At 45.0% G+C, this 13,914-nt stretch carries 13 protein-coding genes; 6 read left to right on the top strand and 7 right to left on the bottom strand.

The window, feature by feature from the left end; genetic code table 11:
• Window positions 1-15 precede the first annotated feature (15 nt).
• The 3 genes from J8L84_RS08520 to J8L84_RS08510 all read right to left on the bottom strand — a co-directional run bounded on the left by J8L84_RS08520 (window position 16) and on the right by J8L84_RS08510 (window position 2,880).
• Window positions 16-1,323 (bottom strand): amidohydrolase family protein, encoded by a 1,308-nt coding sequence (locus J8L84_RS08520; RefSeq protein ID WP_211070311.1) that lies wholly within the window; start codon window positions 1,321-1,323, stop codon window positions 16-18.
• Between the two features lie 140 nt (window positions 1,324-1,463).
• Complete coding sequence (locus tag J8L84_RS08515; protein ID WP_211070310.1) at window positions 1,464-2,033, bottom strand: DUF1285 domain-containing protein; 570 nt, start codon at window positions 2,031-2,033, stop codon at window positions 1,464-1,466.
• On the bottom strand, window positions 2,020-2,880 hold the full coding sequence (locus J8L84_RS08510) for a DUF3014 domain-containing protein (protein WP_211070309.1): 861 nt from the start codon (window positions 2,878-2,880) through the stop codon (window positions 2,020-2,022). The genes J8L84_RS08515 and J8L84_RS08510 overlap by 14 nt, the downstream gene beginning before the upstream one ends.
• 319 nt (window positions 2,881-3,199) lie before the next feature.
• On the opposite strand from J8L84_RS08510, the gene J8L84_RS08505 reads away from it, so the two are divergent.
• On the top strand, window positions 3,200-4,462 hold the full coding sequence (locus J8L84_RS08505; protein WP_211070308.1) for a sterol desaturase family protein: 1,263 nt from the start codon (window positions 3,200-3,202) through the stop codon (window positions 4,460-4,462).
• An 88-nt stretch (window positions 4,463-4,550) separates the two neighbouring features.
• Complete coding sequence (locus tag J8L84_RS08500; RefSeq protein WP_211070307.1) at window positions 4,551-4,859, top strand: DUF6482 family protein; 309 nt, start codon at window positions 4,551-4,553, stop codon at window positions 4,857-4,859.
• 109 nt (window positions 4,860-4,968) lie between these two features.
• Here the strand turns inward: J8L84_RS08500 and J8L84_RS08495 are convergent, their stop codons facing one another.
• The 4 genes from J8L84_RS08495 to J8L84_RS08480 form a co-directional block, all read right to left on the bottom strand.
• Complete coding sequence (locus J8L84_RS08495) at window positions 4,969-6,315, bottom strand: AarF/ABC1/UbiB kinase family protein (protein ID WP_211070306.1); 1,347 nt, start codon at window positions 6,313-6,315, stop codon at window positions 4,969-4,971.
• Window positions 6,316-6,591: 276 nt separating this feature from the next.
• Window positions 6,592-6,864 (bottom strand): hypothetical protein, encoded by a 273-nt coding sequence (locus J8L84_RS08490; RefSeq protein WP_211070305.1) that lies wholly within the window; start codon window positions 6,862-6,864, stop codon window positions 6,592-6,594.
• 264 nt (window positions 6,865-7,128) lie between these two features.
• Window positions 7,129-7,692: a DUF6702 family protein gene (locus tag J8L84_RS08485; protein ID WP_211070304.1), complete on the bottom strand. Its 564-nt coding sequence runs from the start codon at window positions 7,690-7,692 to the stop codon at window positions 7,129-7,131.
• On the bottom strand, window positions 7,682-10,150 hold the full coding sequence (locus tag J8L84_RS08480) for a M1 family metallopeptidase (RefSeq protein WP_211070303.1): 2,469 nt from the start codon (window positions 10,148-10,150) through the stop codon (window positions 7,682-7,684). Before J8L84_RS08480 ends, J8L84_RS08485 begins: the two co-directional genes overlap by 11 nt.
• A 179-nt stretch (window positions 10,151-10,329) precedes the next feature.
• Here J8L84_RS08480 and proB point away from each other — a divergent pair, with 179 nt between their 5' ends.
• From proB to J8L84_RS08460, 4 genes are read left to right on the top strand one after another with little or no spacing between them, the layout of a single operon-like run.
• Window positions 10,330-11,427 (top strand): glutamate 5-kinase, encoded by a 1,098-nt coding sequence (gene proB / locus J8L84_RS08475; protein ID WP_211070302.1) that lies wholly within the window; start codon window positions 10,330-10,332, stop codon window positions 11,425-11,427.
• A gap of 36 nt (window positions 11,428-11,463) precedes the next feature.
• Window positions 11,464-11,937, top strand: a complete 474-nt coding sequence (locus J8L84_RS08470; protein ID WP_211070301.1) for a thioesterase family protein — start codon at window positions 11,464-11,466, stop codon at window positions 11,935-11,937.
• A complete protein-coding gene (locus J8L84_RS08465) occupies window positions 11,927-12,967 on the top strand; it encodes a D-2-hydroxyacid dehydrogenase (protein WP_348771825.1) in 1,041 nt (346 codons plus the stop codon). Before J8L84_RS08470 ends, J8L84_RS08465 begins: the two co-directional genes overlap by 11 nt.
• Complete coding sequence (locus tag J8L84_RS08460) at window positions 12,964-13,866, top strand: EamA family transporter (RefSeq protein WP_211070299.1); 903 nt, start codon at window positions 12,964-12,966, stop codon at window positions 13,864-13,866. Before J8L84_RS08465 ends, J8L84_RS08460 begins: the two co-directional genes overlap by 4 nt.
• The last annotated feature ends 48 nt before the right edge of the window (window positions 13,867-13,914 follow it).

Below are 13,914 nucleotides of genomic sequence, written 5' to 3'. Positions count from 1 at the left end.
CTCAAGGCCTTTCCATTATTGTTTGTAAATTTTGCCGTCTTTCATCACAAACGACACACTTTCTAATAGCGATATGTTTTCTAACGGGTTACCTACTACGGCCACCAAGTCAGCCAGTTTTCCAGCTTCTAAAGTGCCTAAAGTATCGCTAACACCCAGCAATGCCGCGCTATTAGCGGTGGCGCTTAAAATCGCATCAGCTTCAGACATACCCGCTTCAACCATTAAGCTGAATTCTTGCGCGTTGTCGCCATGTGCAGAAACCCCGCTGTCTGTACCAAAAGCAATTTTTACGCCTGCTTTATGGGCTTTTTCAAAGGTGTTTTGAATAAGCGGGCCAATTGCCGCCGCTTTTGGACGTACTAACTCAGGAAAGTAGCCGTCTATTTTAGCTTTGTCGGCAACAAACTTGCCAGCCAGAATAGTTGGCACATAGTAAGTCCCTTTTTGTTTCATTAAGTCGCGCACTTCATCATCCATATAGGTGCCATGTTCAATGGAATTTACACCCGCGATAATGGCGCGTTTCATGCCCTCTTTGCCGTGGGCGTGAACCGCTACTGTCATACCGTAATCTTTTGCGGTTTGAACAATAGCTTCTAGTTCATCGGTCATGAACTGTGGATTCTGACCGCTTTTCGCTACGCTTAATACCCCGCCGGTGGCAGTAATTTTAATTAAATCTGCACCGTCTTGATAACGGGACCGAACGGCTTCACGGGCTTCTACTTCGCCGTTAACCACGCCTTGTTTAGGGCCAACGTCAGGGCGCAGCAAGTGAGATAACCCGTTGCTAGGGTCGGCATGTCCACCAGTGGTAGCTATTGATTTTCCAACCGTGAATATACGCGGGCCAGTGGCATAACCTTTACTGATCGCATTTCGAAGAGATACGGTTTCATGATAGCCATCCCCTAAATTGCGCACCGTGGTAAATCCAGCATCTAGTGTAATTTCAGCATAGTTAGCAGCCTTAAGCGCATAGTCAGCTTCATTCAATGAAAAGCGCTCTAAATAGGTTTGAGGGCCGCCATGCTGTGAAGATAAATGAACATGCATATCCATTAAACCAGGCATGACTGTGGCGTGTTTTAAATCGATAACTGTGTCTGATTCTGAAGGGGTTTTATAACCAGACTCTACCGACGTAATTTTATTGCCATCGATAACAATGGTCACTTCGCTTTTGAGTTTATCTGACGTACCGGTGAATGCTTTACCCGCGTGCACTAAGGTGGCAGAAAGTGCAGGCGCCGAAAGGGCTACTGTGCCTAGCGTTGCTAATCCTAAGGAAATAGCGAATGAAGTCAGTGTCTTTTTCATGGTGGTTCTTCTTATGATGTGTGAATAGACGAAGAACCAATGTAGAACACCAGTAAAGCTAACGCAAAACTTTGCGCTATTTTACCAATGCTATTTCAGCGAAGCCTGACTCTAAAACATAACTCCGAAGCCTTTGACCACTATTTGGTGGGCACCGCGCCAATAACGAAAGGAATCGTATTCGAGGTAACCACAAATTGGGTTTCACCCCCTTTTTGCTGCTCGGTCGCGTGCTCCAGCAGTTGGTAATAAACGTTCTGATGCAAACGCGCCCACAAGTTGCGTCTAACTAACACATAGGGAATGGGTGTAGCGTCAGTATCTTGTAAGTCGGCGGGGGGCTTTCGCAAGCTAAGTTGTTCCGCCGAGGTTAGAGAAACCACATCGCCAGTTTGCGTGGTAAGCTCCAAGCTATCGTTATCAAAACGCCATTCGGTAACCAAAAAGGGAACATCTTCTACGGTAATCCCCACCTTCTCAACAGGGGTAACCAGAAAGTAATTGTCCTCTTCTTTTTTAAGCACGGAAGCAAATAGCTTCACTAAGCTTGCTCGACCTATGGGGCTACCTTCGTAAAACCAACGGCCATCTAGTGCGATAGTTAAATTGATATCGCCGCAAAAAGGAGGGTTCCACTTTTCCACTGGCGGCAGGGGGCGCGCCTTGTCAGACGTGCCCTTTAATTGCTGTTGAAATCTAGTTAGATCCATTTTCTTCAAGCAACACTTTAATTTCACGCAACTTCGCTTTAATACGGCGCATATTATCTGGGCCTGTACGAAGCAACTGCTTTTGCGGCTCGTTTAGGTTTTCTAAGCGAGGATCGATGTATTTATAGGTGACCGAATCGGTGTAAACTTCAACCGGTACTGGTACTTCAGGTGTATCGAGTAACTGATCGATAGCATCTAGTACAACTTCATTGAAGTTTTTATTCGAGTCACCAATTTCAGCGTATTTATCTTGAATGTCGCCTTTGTAAATATCGTACATACCAAGCAAAGCTTCACTTTCAAAAGACTCAAGCATGTTTACATAAGGTGTATAACGCTTATAACTCGCGGCATCAATCCATTGCTTACCCGCTTGAGAGTAAACACGAAACGTTTGTTCAGGCGGCGCTAGCAATTGATGGTTGGGGGCCATTTCATCATTCGCTAAGTTGGTAACCGAGACCACAAAACGCTGCAGTAAACCTTCATTCACAATCATGCGGTTAACGCTGTCATCAGTGGCGGTAGAAATATCCACTAGCGATGATTTTATGGCTGGGTCGCTCACATCCAACGGCTCAGGATCTGGCTCTACCGGCTCCGGCATTGGCGGGACTTCATCAGGCTCTTCAAGCTCTAAAGGTGGCGGAGCTGGCTTCGTTTCAAAAACGTCGGGTACTTCTTCAACAGGCGCTTCTACGTCTGGTTGAACAACCTCTGGTTCAGGGGCGACGGGCTCATCTTCTTTCGAAGGCCAAAACACAAGAGCCAAGATGACTACAATTATTATCCCGATAATAAGAAAATGGGGACCTAACGTACGCTTTTCTGACGATTCGCTCATAATATCTCCGCTGCAATAACTGATCTAATAATAATACTATCAGAGATAACACCCAATATTTGGATATCACGCAAGAGAATTGTTCTCTGATGAAGGTAATTTCCTTATTTAGAACACTTTTTAACGTAATTGGTTCGCAATTCGATCGTAATTTATAGCAATTTCTTAGCGATAGTATCCCGTGATAAGAAACGCTAGAAAGGGAAACTTTGGTGTCATTGTTCTATATATTCTTTAATTTTGCTGTGAAATGTAAAATAACTTGCTTATTTACTACATTTTATTAACAATTCAAGTGAATTTAAAAAGCGTAGATATTATGACTGTTATCCTTTTTGCCATCCCTTTGTTCATTCTTCTTATCGCCATTGAAATACTTGTCGATAAACGGAAAAAAACAGGTCACTATCGTGCGAACGATGCGATTACCAGTTTAAGCATGGGCGTATTATCGCGAATAATGGCAATTGGGCATCAACTTATACCGCTTACTTTTTACATATTGGTGTTTAATGCTTTTGCGCTTACCGAGCTGAGTTATTCACCTTGGGTATGGATAGCCGCATTTATATTGTACGATTTTTTCTATTACTGGAATCACCGTATGGGCCATGAAATGAGTATTTTATGGGCTGCCCATGTGGTGCATCACTCCAGTGAAGACTACAACCTTACTACCGCATTACGACAAACCAGTGGTGCTATTTTCAGCTGGGTTTTCTATTTGCCTTTAGCGCTTATGGGTTTTGCCCCAGAGATGATAATTACAGTTGGTGCGCTTAACTTGGTATATCAATTTTGGGTTCATACTCAGCATATTGATAAATTAGGTTGGATGGAAAAATGGTTTGTTACGCCTTCGAATCATCGTGTTCATCACGCCCAAAACCGCGTTTATATCGACAAAAATTATGGTGGCGTGTTCATCATATGGGACCGTTTATTCAATACCTTTATTCCAGAGCTAGAAAGTGACAAACCGGTATTTGGCATTCGCGGTGCACTGAAAAGTTTTAATCCTTTTTGGGCGAATGCACAGCTATATAGTCAACTAGCCAAAGACAGTTTTTACACCTCACGTTGGCAAGATAAACTTCGAGTGTGGTTTGGTCGCACGGGGTGGCGTCCGAAAGATGTAGCCGAACGCTTTCCCTTCGAAAAAGCACCACTGTCCTCGTTCAAAAAATTTCACCCGGCATTGGCAGCCCCCGTTACTTACTACAGCGTGGCGCAGCACGTTGTTTTACTGAGTATCACCGTATACTTATTACTTTTTATCGAAGCCTTAAGTGGTACTCACCAGTTAATACTGGTGGCGACAATAGTAGCAATGAGTATCCAAAATGGGTTTATTTTAGCGGGCTCAAAGTTAGCATTAGCGCTAGAGGGGCCTCGACTACTGATATTTCCACTAATGTGGCTAGGGAGTGGGCTTATTATTCCTGCGGCGATATTGAGTGGCGCGTGCTTGGTCAGTATGATCATGCTCGTTAGAGCTGTGCGCTCTAGTGTGACACTCAGCAATATGGCTGAAAGCGTGTCATCAGAGGACGCCAACACTCAAGTGCCAGTATCATCGTAATGAACCTGTTTATCCCCAACAACGTAAAAAGCGGCATAAAAATTATCAAAATACTCATCGGTTGATTTACATGCGCTGAGGGGCGGTTATGCACAAGTTTCTATTTACCCAGATTGAAGGTAAGCCTTTAAACATCGATTATCTTGAAGTTCAGTCGTATGAAATGAACGTTTATTTGGTCTACCTAACCGCAGGAGACAAAAGCGGCATGGTGTATGACAAGCAAGACCGGCCTATGCGCTTTTTCAGTACCGCCCAAATACGAGAAGTGTTTTCTCACTGCAGCGTGCAGCAAGCCGTTATGAAACACGACTCCCCCTATGACGAAATGATTGGTAACCCACCTAAAAGCGCAGAACAAATGGCGCTGCCATTTAGCATGCAGTTACCTTATTAGCCATTTATGTTGCTAGCGTTATAGCTGCCTCATGATACGTGGACTGCTGCCAAGGCGAGGCTCTTAATCTCAGAAGCATACTCAGAAGCTTAGTCTCAGTGGCCTAATCTCAAGGATTTAGCCAAGGCTCTGCTGCGGCGCGCATATTAACTTGTGTATATAATCGCTTAGCCAACATATAAAGCCCCCCTAACTTGCGATGAATAAACAGAGCATCAACTGGCGGTGTGTGCCAAAAATCATGCTGCATGGTTAATGCTACGCCTTTATCATGCAGTCTTGGCAACAGATCACTATTGCCGAAATCATAGGGGCCGTCTTCTCTAATAGCTTCACACGCTTCCATTCCTAATGCGACAACAAGGTCCTGCTGTGCATCACTGTGTTCTTGGTTTATTAAGCCAATCTGTAGGGCTGCGTGTTGCATGTCTTGTTTATTGCCGCTGGCCGCACTTTGAAGCAGTGCTTGGTAGCCCATCGCAATATCATCGGGTACTTCTCGCGTGGCCCCGAAATCCAGCAATACCCATTGCTTAGTATCTTCTTTATATCGATAGTTGGCTAAGTTCGGGTCGCTTTGAAGCAGCCTAAAGCCAAATATCTCGTTAAAAAATAATTGGAATAAGGATGTCATTAACCTGTTGCGAGTTTCTTGGGGAGCGTTCATCGCCGCATCAAGAGGGCTAGCTTCGATGAAGTCCATTGTTAGCACAGAGTCGGTTGTTAACTGTGAATGAACACTGGGAATAACAAATTGGTGGGAGAACTCAGTATCATTATGCTGCGCTACCGCGTCTTTGTAGCGCGTTAGCATACTGGCTTCCCGGTGATAGTCGGCCTCTTGATGAAGTTGAACTTTAGCTTCTTCTAACAGCGGGCCAATATCTAACGAACTTGGAACTAAACCTGTGAGTTTAATGAGGGTTGCTACGTTATCCACATCGCTACTGATACTTTTACGTACACCAGGATACTGTACCTTTGCTGCCAGCATTTTCCCGTCCATAGTAATCACTTTGTGTACCTGACCGATGGAAGCGGCGGCAACCGGCGCATAAGAAAAATACAGTAAATCATCATGCCAACTCTCGCCCCATTGGGCGTTTAGCGTGGCATCTAATTGGGCTTTTGGCATAGGGTCGGCATCTTCCCTCAGCCTGGCTAATATAGTCGCGAGTTCTGGCGGTAAAAAGTCGCCAGTGTCCATAGAGATAAGCTGGCCTAGCTTCATGGCGGCACCACGCATGGTGGCGAGTTGATCGGCAATATTGGAAATGTTTCTCGGTGTTAACAACAATGCGCTAAGCGCGGGGCGTTCGCCTTTTATCCATTGGCTGGCACCATTGGTAACAACATTACCCGCAATTTTACCTGCCAAAGCACCTAAGCGCCCTACTCTCCCAATACGTGAAGACGGTACTGCTCGCGCTTTTCGTTCATCGGTATTTTTTGCCATGAAGTAACCTTGAAAGCCTTTAATCTTTTATGAAGCCCAACGTTTGAAGCCCAACCTTTGAAGTTCAGTCTGTGAGGCCTGAACGTTAATACTATTTATACGCCAAAGTGTCGTTGGTCGATTACTTCTTAATTTTTTGTAAATTGCTTAGTTATCTGGCGCCGAAGTCAGGCTTCTTACAAAGCTGTAACTAGGCTACTGATGATAAAACTACCGGTGCTCACACTATCAGCACTCAAATTGCCGATGCTCAAGATAGGCGTTCAATATAGAAGCTCAGACTATCTGAGCTACCATTTGTAGTATAAGGCCAACTACGCTACCTACTGCAAACCCTACCCAGCCATTTTTTGTCATATAACGAAATAACGCTGCGCCAAAGATGCCACACCATAGCATGGCAGAGTAAACCGCTATCATGCCCTCACCCGTACCGCTGTTAGGCAAAAACATCATCACAATAAAGGTAAGCGCCATGGCGCCGCTAAGCAGCACCCACATAATATTCTTGTTGTTGGAAAACGCATTGGTGGTGGTATTGTCGCTCATGGAAAATCCCCATGGTGTAAGTTAAAAGCATGCCCATCTTCGTGCCCTTTTTATAAAAATCGACATTTATCGCTTGATACAAAACGACAGATACAAACAGATCGATATAAAAGCACGGTACTAGGTTAACTTAGGCCAGATTGACGCAAATGGGAATAAGACTTCAGGGGGATACAAAAAAGCACTGCGAAATAGCAGTGCTTTAAATCAGTAACAGAAAGTTGAATAAAGATTAAGTGACGGGTTCATCATGCGATTAGTGCATTAATGATGGTCGCCGTTAAACTCCACTTCTAGCAAGGTCACGTTGTCGGTGAAAGTAAGGGTTTTTAAAGGCCCATTCCCTTCTACATTTAACGTATTAACTTGCGTTGGCCACAAATCACGTAACGCATCGTGACGAATCATCAAACCATCTAACGCTGGCGGTTGAGCGGTTTCTTGGTACACCCAAAAGTGATTACCATCTAACTCAAAACCTACTAAACCTAAATCTAATGATTTTTCCTCACCGTTTAACAACGCAAAATGGTTGCTTACGTAATCAGCGAACGCTTGCTGGGTTTTCTCTTCTTCCATAATATCGGCGTGCTTATCAAACAGTACTTTTACAGCGTGCTCGGCATCGTGCAGGTTAAAGCGATGCATGACCTCAATGTTTTGCGTTCGAGGGTTGAACAACACGGTAGTAATAGCGGCTTTAACTTGATGCGCGTTAGCCCAAGTACTGAATAAGCCAGTACATAAGAAAACGGCCACAAGCAGCGCCGTTAGGCCCTGCTTATGGTTTTTTGCAGATAACTGAAAAGGCATAACCTTAGTTGTCATCTTCGTCTTCGTCATCGTCGGTCTTTAGCTCGGTTTTTACATCGTTCATTAGATCGCGATACTCGTAAGTGTTACGAGGCTTAGACTTGTACGCTTCAATACGTGAAGGAATGATTTGACGCGGATAGTGGTTGTTTTCAACATCTACGTCAGCCGTTTCCCAATGTGGGTCAACCGTTACGCTTACTAGCTCTTTGCCTTTTTCAGTAACAATAAGTTTGCTTACCGCTTTCGGTGTACGACGCCAAATTTCAGCAGGAATACGCATTTCTTCGGTTGTGCCGTCTTCAAATGCTAGCTCAAGAATGATCGGCATAACTAAGCCACCCTTGTTGCTAAAGTCGAGTACGTAGTAGTTTTTGTCTTCACGAACCGCGCGTTCAAACGCTTTGCGTTCCCAAGGCTCAAGTTTCTTTAAGAAACTACGGTACTTGTTGCGTTCTTTATTGGTTACCGTGTAACGGTCGTTTTCGTCGTAAAAATCTTTGATATCATCGAAACGGTCTACCCAAAGCTCTTTCCCTTCTTCTTTATTACGAATGTCGGTAAGTGATTTAGGCTTATCAAGTTCGGCTTCACGCTCACGGGCGAAATCAATATCAGGATCTTCAGTGTTCAAACGAAGTTTGTAAACGCTATCTAGGCTGATATCAACGTGGTCAGTAGTGTAAAACCAACCGCGCCAGAACCAATCTAAATCAACACCAGAAGCTTCTTCCATGGTGCGGAAAAAATCAGAAGGTGTCGGACGTTTAAACATCCAACGTTGTGCGTATTCTTTAAAGGCGAAGTCGAACAAATCACGGCCAAGAATGGTTTCACGAAGAATGTTCAACGCTACGGCTGGCTTAGTGTAAGCATTAGGACCTAATTTAAGTACCGAATCAGACTGGGTCATAATTGGTACTTGGGTTTCAGACTTCATATAACTAACAATGTCACGTGGCTCAACGCCCCATGGAATAGTAGGATCCCATTCACGTCCTGCAACACCGTCTAGGAAGCTGTTTAAACCTTCATCCATCCACGTCCACTGACGCTCATCAGAGTTAACCGTCATTGGGAAGTAAATATGACCCACTTCATGAATAACCACGCCAATAAGGAAGCGTTTTTCAGATAAAGAGTAAGTACGTGAGCCATCGTCACGAAGCTCAGTACGTGGACCATTGAAAGTGATCATTGGGTATTCCATACCGCCAACTGGGCCATTCACAGACTGAGCAACTGGGTACGGGTAATCGAAACTAAAGCGGCTATAAACATCCATAGTATGAATGATAGATTCGGTAGAGTACTTCTCCCAAAGCTCACCACCCTCTTTCGGATAGAAAGACATCGCCATGACTAATGGCTGAACGTCGCCGCCTTGGTGGTAACCACGAGCATCCCACATAAATTTACGCGATGAAGCCCAAGCGAAATCACGCACGTTGTCAGCTTTAAAACGCCATGTTTTTTGCTTGTTGGTGCCTGCTTTTTCGTTCTCTAGCGCTTCTTCAGCGGTAACAACGAATACAATGCGATCGGCATCTTCAGCTTCTTTCAAACGATTACGCTGGGTTTTTGTCAACACGTCATCAGCGTTTTGTAATTTACCGGTAGAAGAAACGATATGATCAGCTGGCACCGTAATATCTACTTCGTAGTTACCGAACTCTAACGTGAACTCACCACGGCCAATGAACTCTTTGTTTGTCCATGCTTCGTAATCGGTATAAGCCGCTAGACGAGGAAACCATTGGGCTAGTAAGAAAATATCGTTACCGCCTTCACGTTCATCATCAGGGAAATGTTCGTAACCCGCACGAGCAGAAACCGCATCTTCTTCAACGATATTAAACGCAAAATCGATATCGAAAGTGACGTTATTTTTAGGTTGAAGCGGTTGCGCTAAATCTACACGCATTAGCGTACCGACGATAACGTGGTGTAAATCGTTACCTGCGCTGTCTTGCACCCGTGAAATGGTGTAACCCAATTCGTTATCGTCAACAAACTGTTGGCGGCGAAGTGCAGCCATGCTCAACTGTGCAGGTTTACCACCGCTAGCCGACTGGGTTGCTGGCCCACGATTACCGATGCCACCAAAAGTGGTGGTAAGGGCAGACATAGAATCGTCGCGGAATTTATTCTGATCCAATTGGATCCATAAATACTTCAACGTATCTGGTGCATTGTTGTGGTAGGTAATGGTTTCACTGGCTTCGATACGGCGTGTATCTTCAATCAGCTTAACGTCAATTTTGTAGTCTACTTGTTGTTGCCAGTATTGATGACCTGGCTCACCCGCTGCATTTCGATATACATTGGGGGTAGGAAGAGATTCATCTAGCTGACGGAACTTATCTTCAAAATCGCCTTTTGTTTGATTTATTGCTGCGTTGGCGAATGGAAGATAAATCAGCATAGACAACACTGGCGCAAGCCAGAAAAGATGTCGTTGGTGCTTATTCATGGAGTTTCCCGGTTATTTTTATAATAAAATAAGCGAACTAGTATATAAGCCATTTTGCTTTTATCCCAGTTTTTGACCGTAAACTCACCCTATTTTAACGCAAAAAACTGTAACATAACGTTTGTTTAAAAAGCGAAGTGTCGTATTCTTAACCCCCTGTTTTCTTGCATCATCTTCTTATGAACCGTCTCAATTGGCAGCGTGCCGTAATTAAAGTAGGTAGCGCCCTTATTGCGCCAAATGGCGATGCGTGTAGCGCCCGATTTTTATTAGCACTGGCGCGCTTTATCACGATAAGCCGTGAATCTGGCAAAGAAATTATTTTGGTTTCCTCGGGCAGCGTGGCTGCGGGTCGAAGCAAAGTGAAAATACGTCACAATGCGTCTATTGCTGAAAAACAAGCGATGGCGGCCATTGGTCAAACCCAAATGATGGCAAACTGGCAACGGTTTTTCGACTTTCCCTGTGCGCAGGTTTTACTTACCGCTGACGATCTTCGCGATCGTACTCGTTATGTGAATATCAAAAATACCTTAAGAGAATTGCTAAATCATGATGCGCTTCCCATCGTTAACGAAAACGATACCGTGGCGGTGAACGAGCTAAAAGTGGGTGATAACGACAATCTTGGCGCGTATACCGCGCTAGTGGCTCAAGCAGATACTCTTATTATTTGTTCCGATATTGATGGGTTGTACACTGCCGACCCCCGTAAAGATCCAGACGCCACATTAATCAGTGAAGTGCACAATATTGATGAATCGATTTACAAACTAGCAGGTGGTGCGGGTACCTCGGTGGGTACAGGCGGGATGCGAACGAAAATTGAAGCAGCAGATAAGTGCACCAGTAGCGGTATTCAAACTATTATTGTTAACGGCAGGAAAGGGGCGTCTTTCGATGCCATGTTAAACGGTTCTATTCCTGGCACCTTGTTTCACGCTAGTAACTCGCCTAAAAAAGCCCGCCGGTTGTGGTTAACGCATACGCTTAAAACCTGTGGCCGTATTCATGTCGATGAAGGCGCAAAAGTCGCCTTGGTGGATCGCGGGGCGTCTTTGTTACCTTCAGGCATGACGAGCATAGAAGGTAACTTTAACCAAGGAGAGGCGGTAGAAATTTGCTATGACAACCAAGTTGTCGCAAAAGGCTTGGCGCTTTATAACGCGCGAGACTTAATGCTGATAAAAGGGAAAAAGTCGCAGCATATTGCGGATGTGTTAGGTTATGAAACAACCGACGTAGTTGTACATCGCGACGACTTGGTATTGCTATAGTTTCCACACTCTTAACTTTTTGGGATAACGCCACGCATGACAGACATTACACCATCGCTCAACGATTACCCTTATCACCTTGAAATTGCTACTCGCTGGCAAGATAACGACGCTTACGGTCACATTAATAATGTGATGTATTACAGCTTTTTTGATACCACCGTAAATCGCTTTTTAATTGACGAAGGCGGCCTTAATATTCAAGAAAGTAGCGCTGTCGCTTACGTAGTCAGTAGCCAGTGCCAATATATAGCGCCAGCGGCTTATCCAGAAACGATTTACGTTGGGTTAAGGGTGATAAAGTTAGGCCGAAGTTCGGTTACTTACGGTTTGTCGATTTATGCCGGTGAGGCTAAACGCCGCGTGGCGCACGGTCAGTTTGTGCATGTATTTGTGGACAGACTCTCTGATAAAGCAGTGCCTATTCCCGTTAATATTAAAACCGCCCTTGAGTCTATTTGCGAGTCTATCGGCGAGGCAGACAATCAAGGAAATGCCGGTGGCCAATAGTCAAGCCGCCCAAGCAGGCACTAAAAGCACGGGAAAACATACTCATAAAAAGCTAACGGGGGTTTTTCTTGATGCTGAAACCTTTAGTGCAGATTTACTGAATTCAGACACAATCGATACGTCATTGCTCAATAACGTAAATATTGAGCTAACTTGCTATGACAACACCCTTCCAGAAGAGGTGGTTGGCAGAATAGCGAATGCCGATATCGTGCTTACCAACAAGGTAGTATTAGATAGCGAGGCCCTGCAACACGCCAAGGCGCTAAAGTATGTGGGCGTCATGGCCACAGGTACTAACAACGTAGATACTCATTACTGCCAATCGCACAATATTTACGTGCAGAATGTGGAAGGCTATGGCACCGACAGCGTTGCCCAACATACCTTAATGTTGCTGCTTAATTTAGCCACCGCCTTTCCCCAGTATCATAACGATGTTGAACAAGGGAAATGGGAGGCGTCGCCGCACTTTTGCTTAACCGAACACCCTATTGTAGAGCTTGCCGGTAAGCATGCGGTTATTGTTGGTCATGGAGAGTTGGGTAAGCGAGTTGAAGCGCTATTTATCGCAATGGGGATGAAGGTGAGTATTGCCGCGCGGCCTGGCGGGTTTTTAACAGAGGAGCGCATTGCTAACAAGCGCGACCCACGACCTTCACTGGAATCATTGTTACCTAGCGCTGATGTAGTCAGCTTACATTGCCCACTCACTGATGATAATTATCACCTTTTCAACGAAGCTCGGTTGTCGTTAATGAAACCCACCAGCTTTCTTATTAATACTGCCAGAGGAGGGTTAGTTGATGAAGAGGCGCTGGTGGCTGCGCTTAAGCGCGGGCAGATAGGCGGCGCGGCGGTTGATGTTATATCTCAAGAGCCACCTGGGCCGAATCATCCCTTATTAAAGGGCGCTATACCCAACCTTATCGTTACCCCTCATACGGCGTGGATGGCTAATGAATCTCGTCAGCGCCTTTTTGACATTGCGATGAATCACTTAATTGATTTTGTTGAAACTCAAATATGAACAATGGTGTGCTATTTGCCATATGTACGCTTATTTGGGGTTCAACGTGGATAGCGATTACTTATCAGATAGGGCATACCGCTGAGACCTTAGCCGTTGCGTGGCGTTATACCTTAGCGGCGCTGTGTTTAGGGCTATTTTGCGTAGTACGCGGGCTGCCGTTTAAGCTACCGCTACACATTCACATTAAAATGGCTGGAGTAGGTTTCTTTCTATATTGCCTCAACTATACCCTGCTTTATATGGCGCAGGCGCATATTATCAGCGCGTTACTCGCCCTGATGAGCTCCAGCATTATTTATTTTAATGTGGTGCTTCGCAGGTGGTGGTTAAAGCAGCCTATTCGTTTAGAAGTGGTGGTGGGTGCTACGTTTGGGCTGGCCGGCATCGTGTGTATGTTTGTTCCTGAGTTCTCCAAAGTATCCATGGATGCAGCATTAGCGGCGGGTCTTTCTATCGCGTTTGTTTCTTTTTTCAGTGCATCAATTGGTAACGTTATTTCAGAGCGGATCCTCACTTCAGGCACGCCGGTTATTCAAATGAATTTTTACGCCATGAGTTATGCCATGGTAATGCTTTACATTACCGCGTGGGTCACAAACGAAACTTTGGTTGTTCCAACGGCGCCCGAGTTTTATATTTCGCTGCTTTATTTGGCGCTTTTCGGTTCGGTGTTGGCGTTTGGTTCTTATATGAAGCTGCTGAAGCAAATAGGCGCCGACAAAGCCGCTTATGTGGTACTGGTTTACCCCATTGTGGCGCTGGTTATCTCCACCTTTTTTGAAGGTTATACGTGGAGTTGGCTGTCTGTACTTGGCGTAGTTGTGGTGTTGGTGGGCAACGCCATTGCCATGGGAAAAGTGCCCATATTCATGCGACGCCCACCCCTAAGTAACTAAGTATGAAATAGCTAAGTATGAACTAGCTAGGCATACTTTAAATGCATT

The organism is Alteromonas sp. MMG017 (assembly GCF_018100795.1).
Classification (GTDB): Bacteria; Pseudomonadota; Gammaproteobacteria; order Enterobacterales; family Alteromonadaceae; genus Alteromonas.
This window is presented reverse-complemented; position numbering and strand designations above follow the sequence as displayed.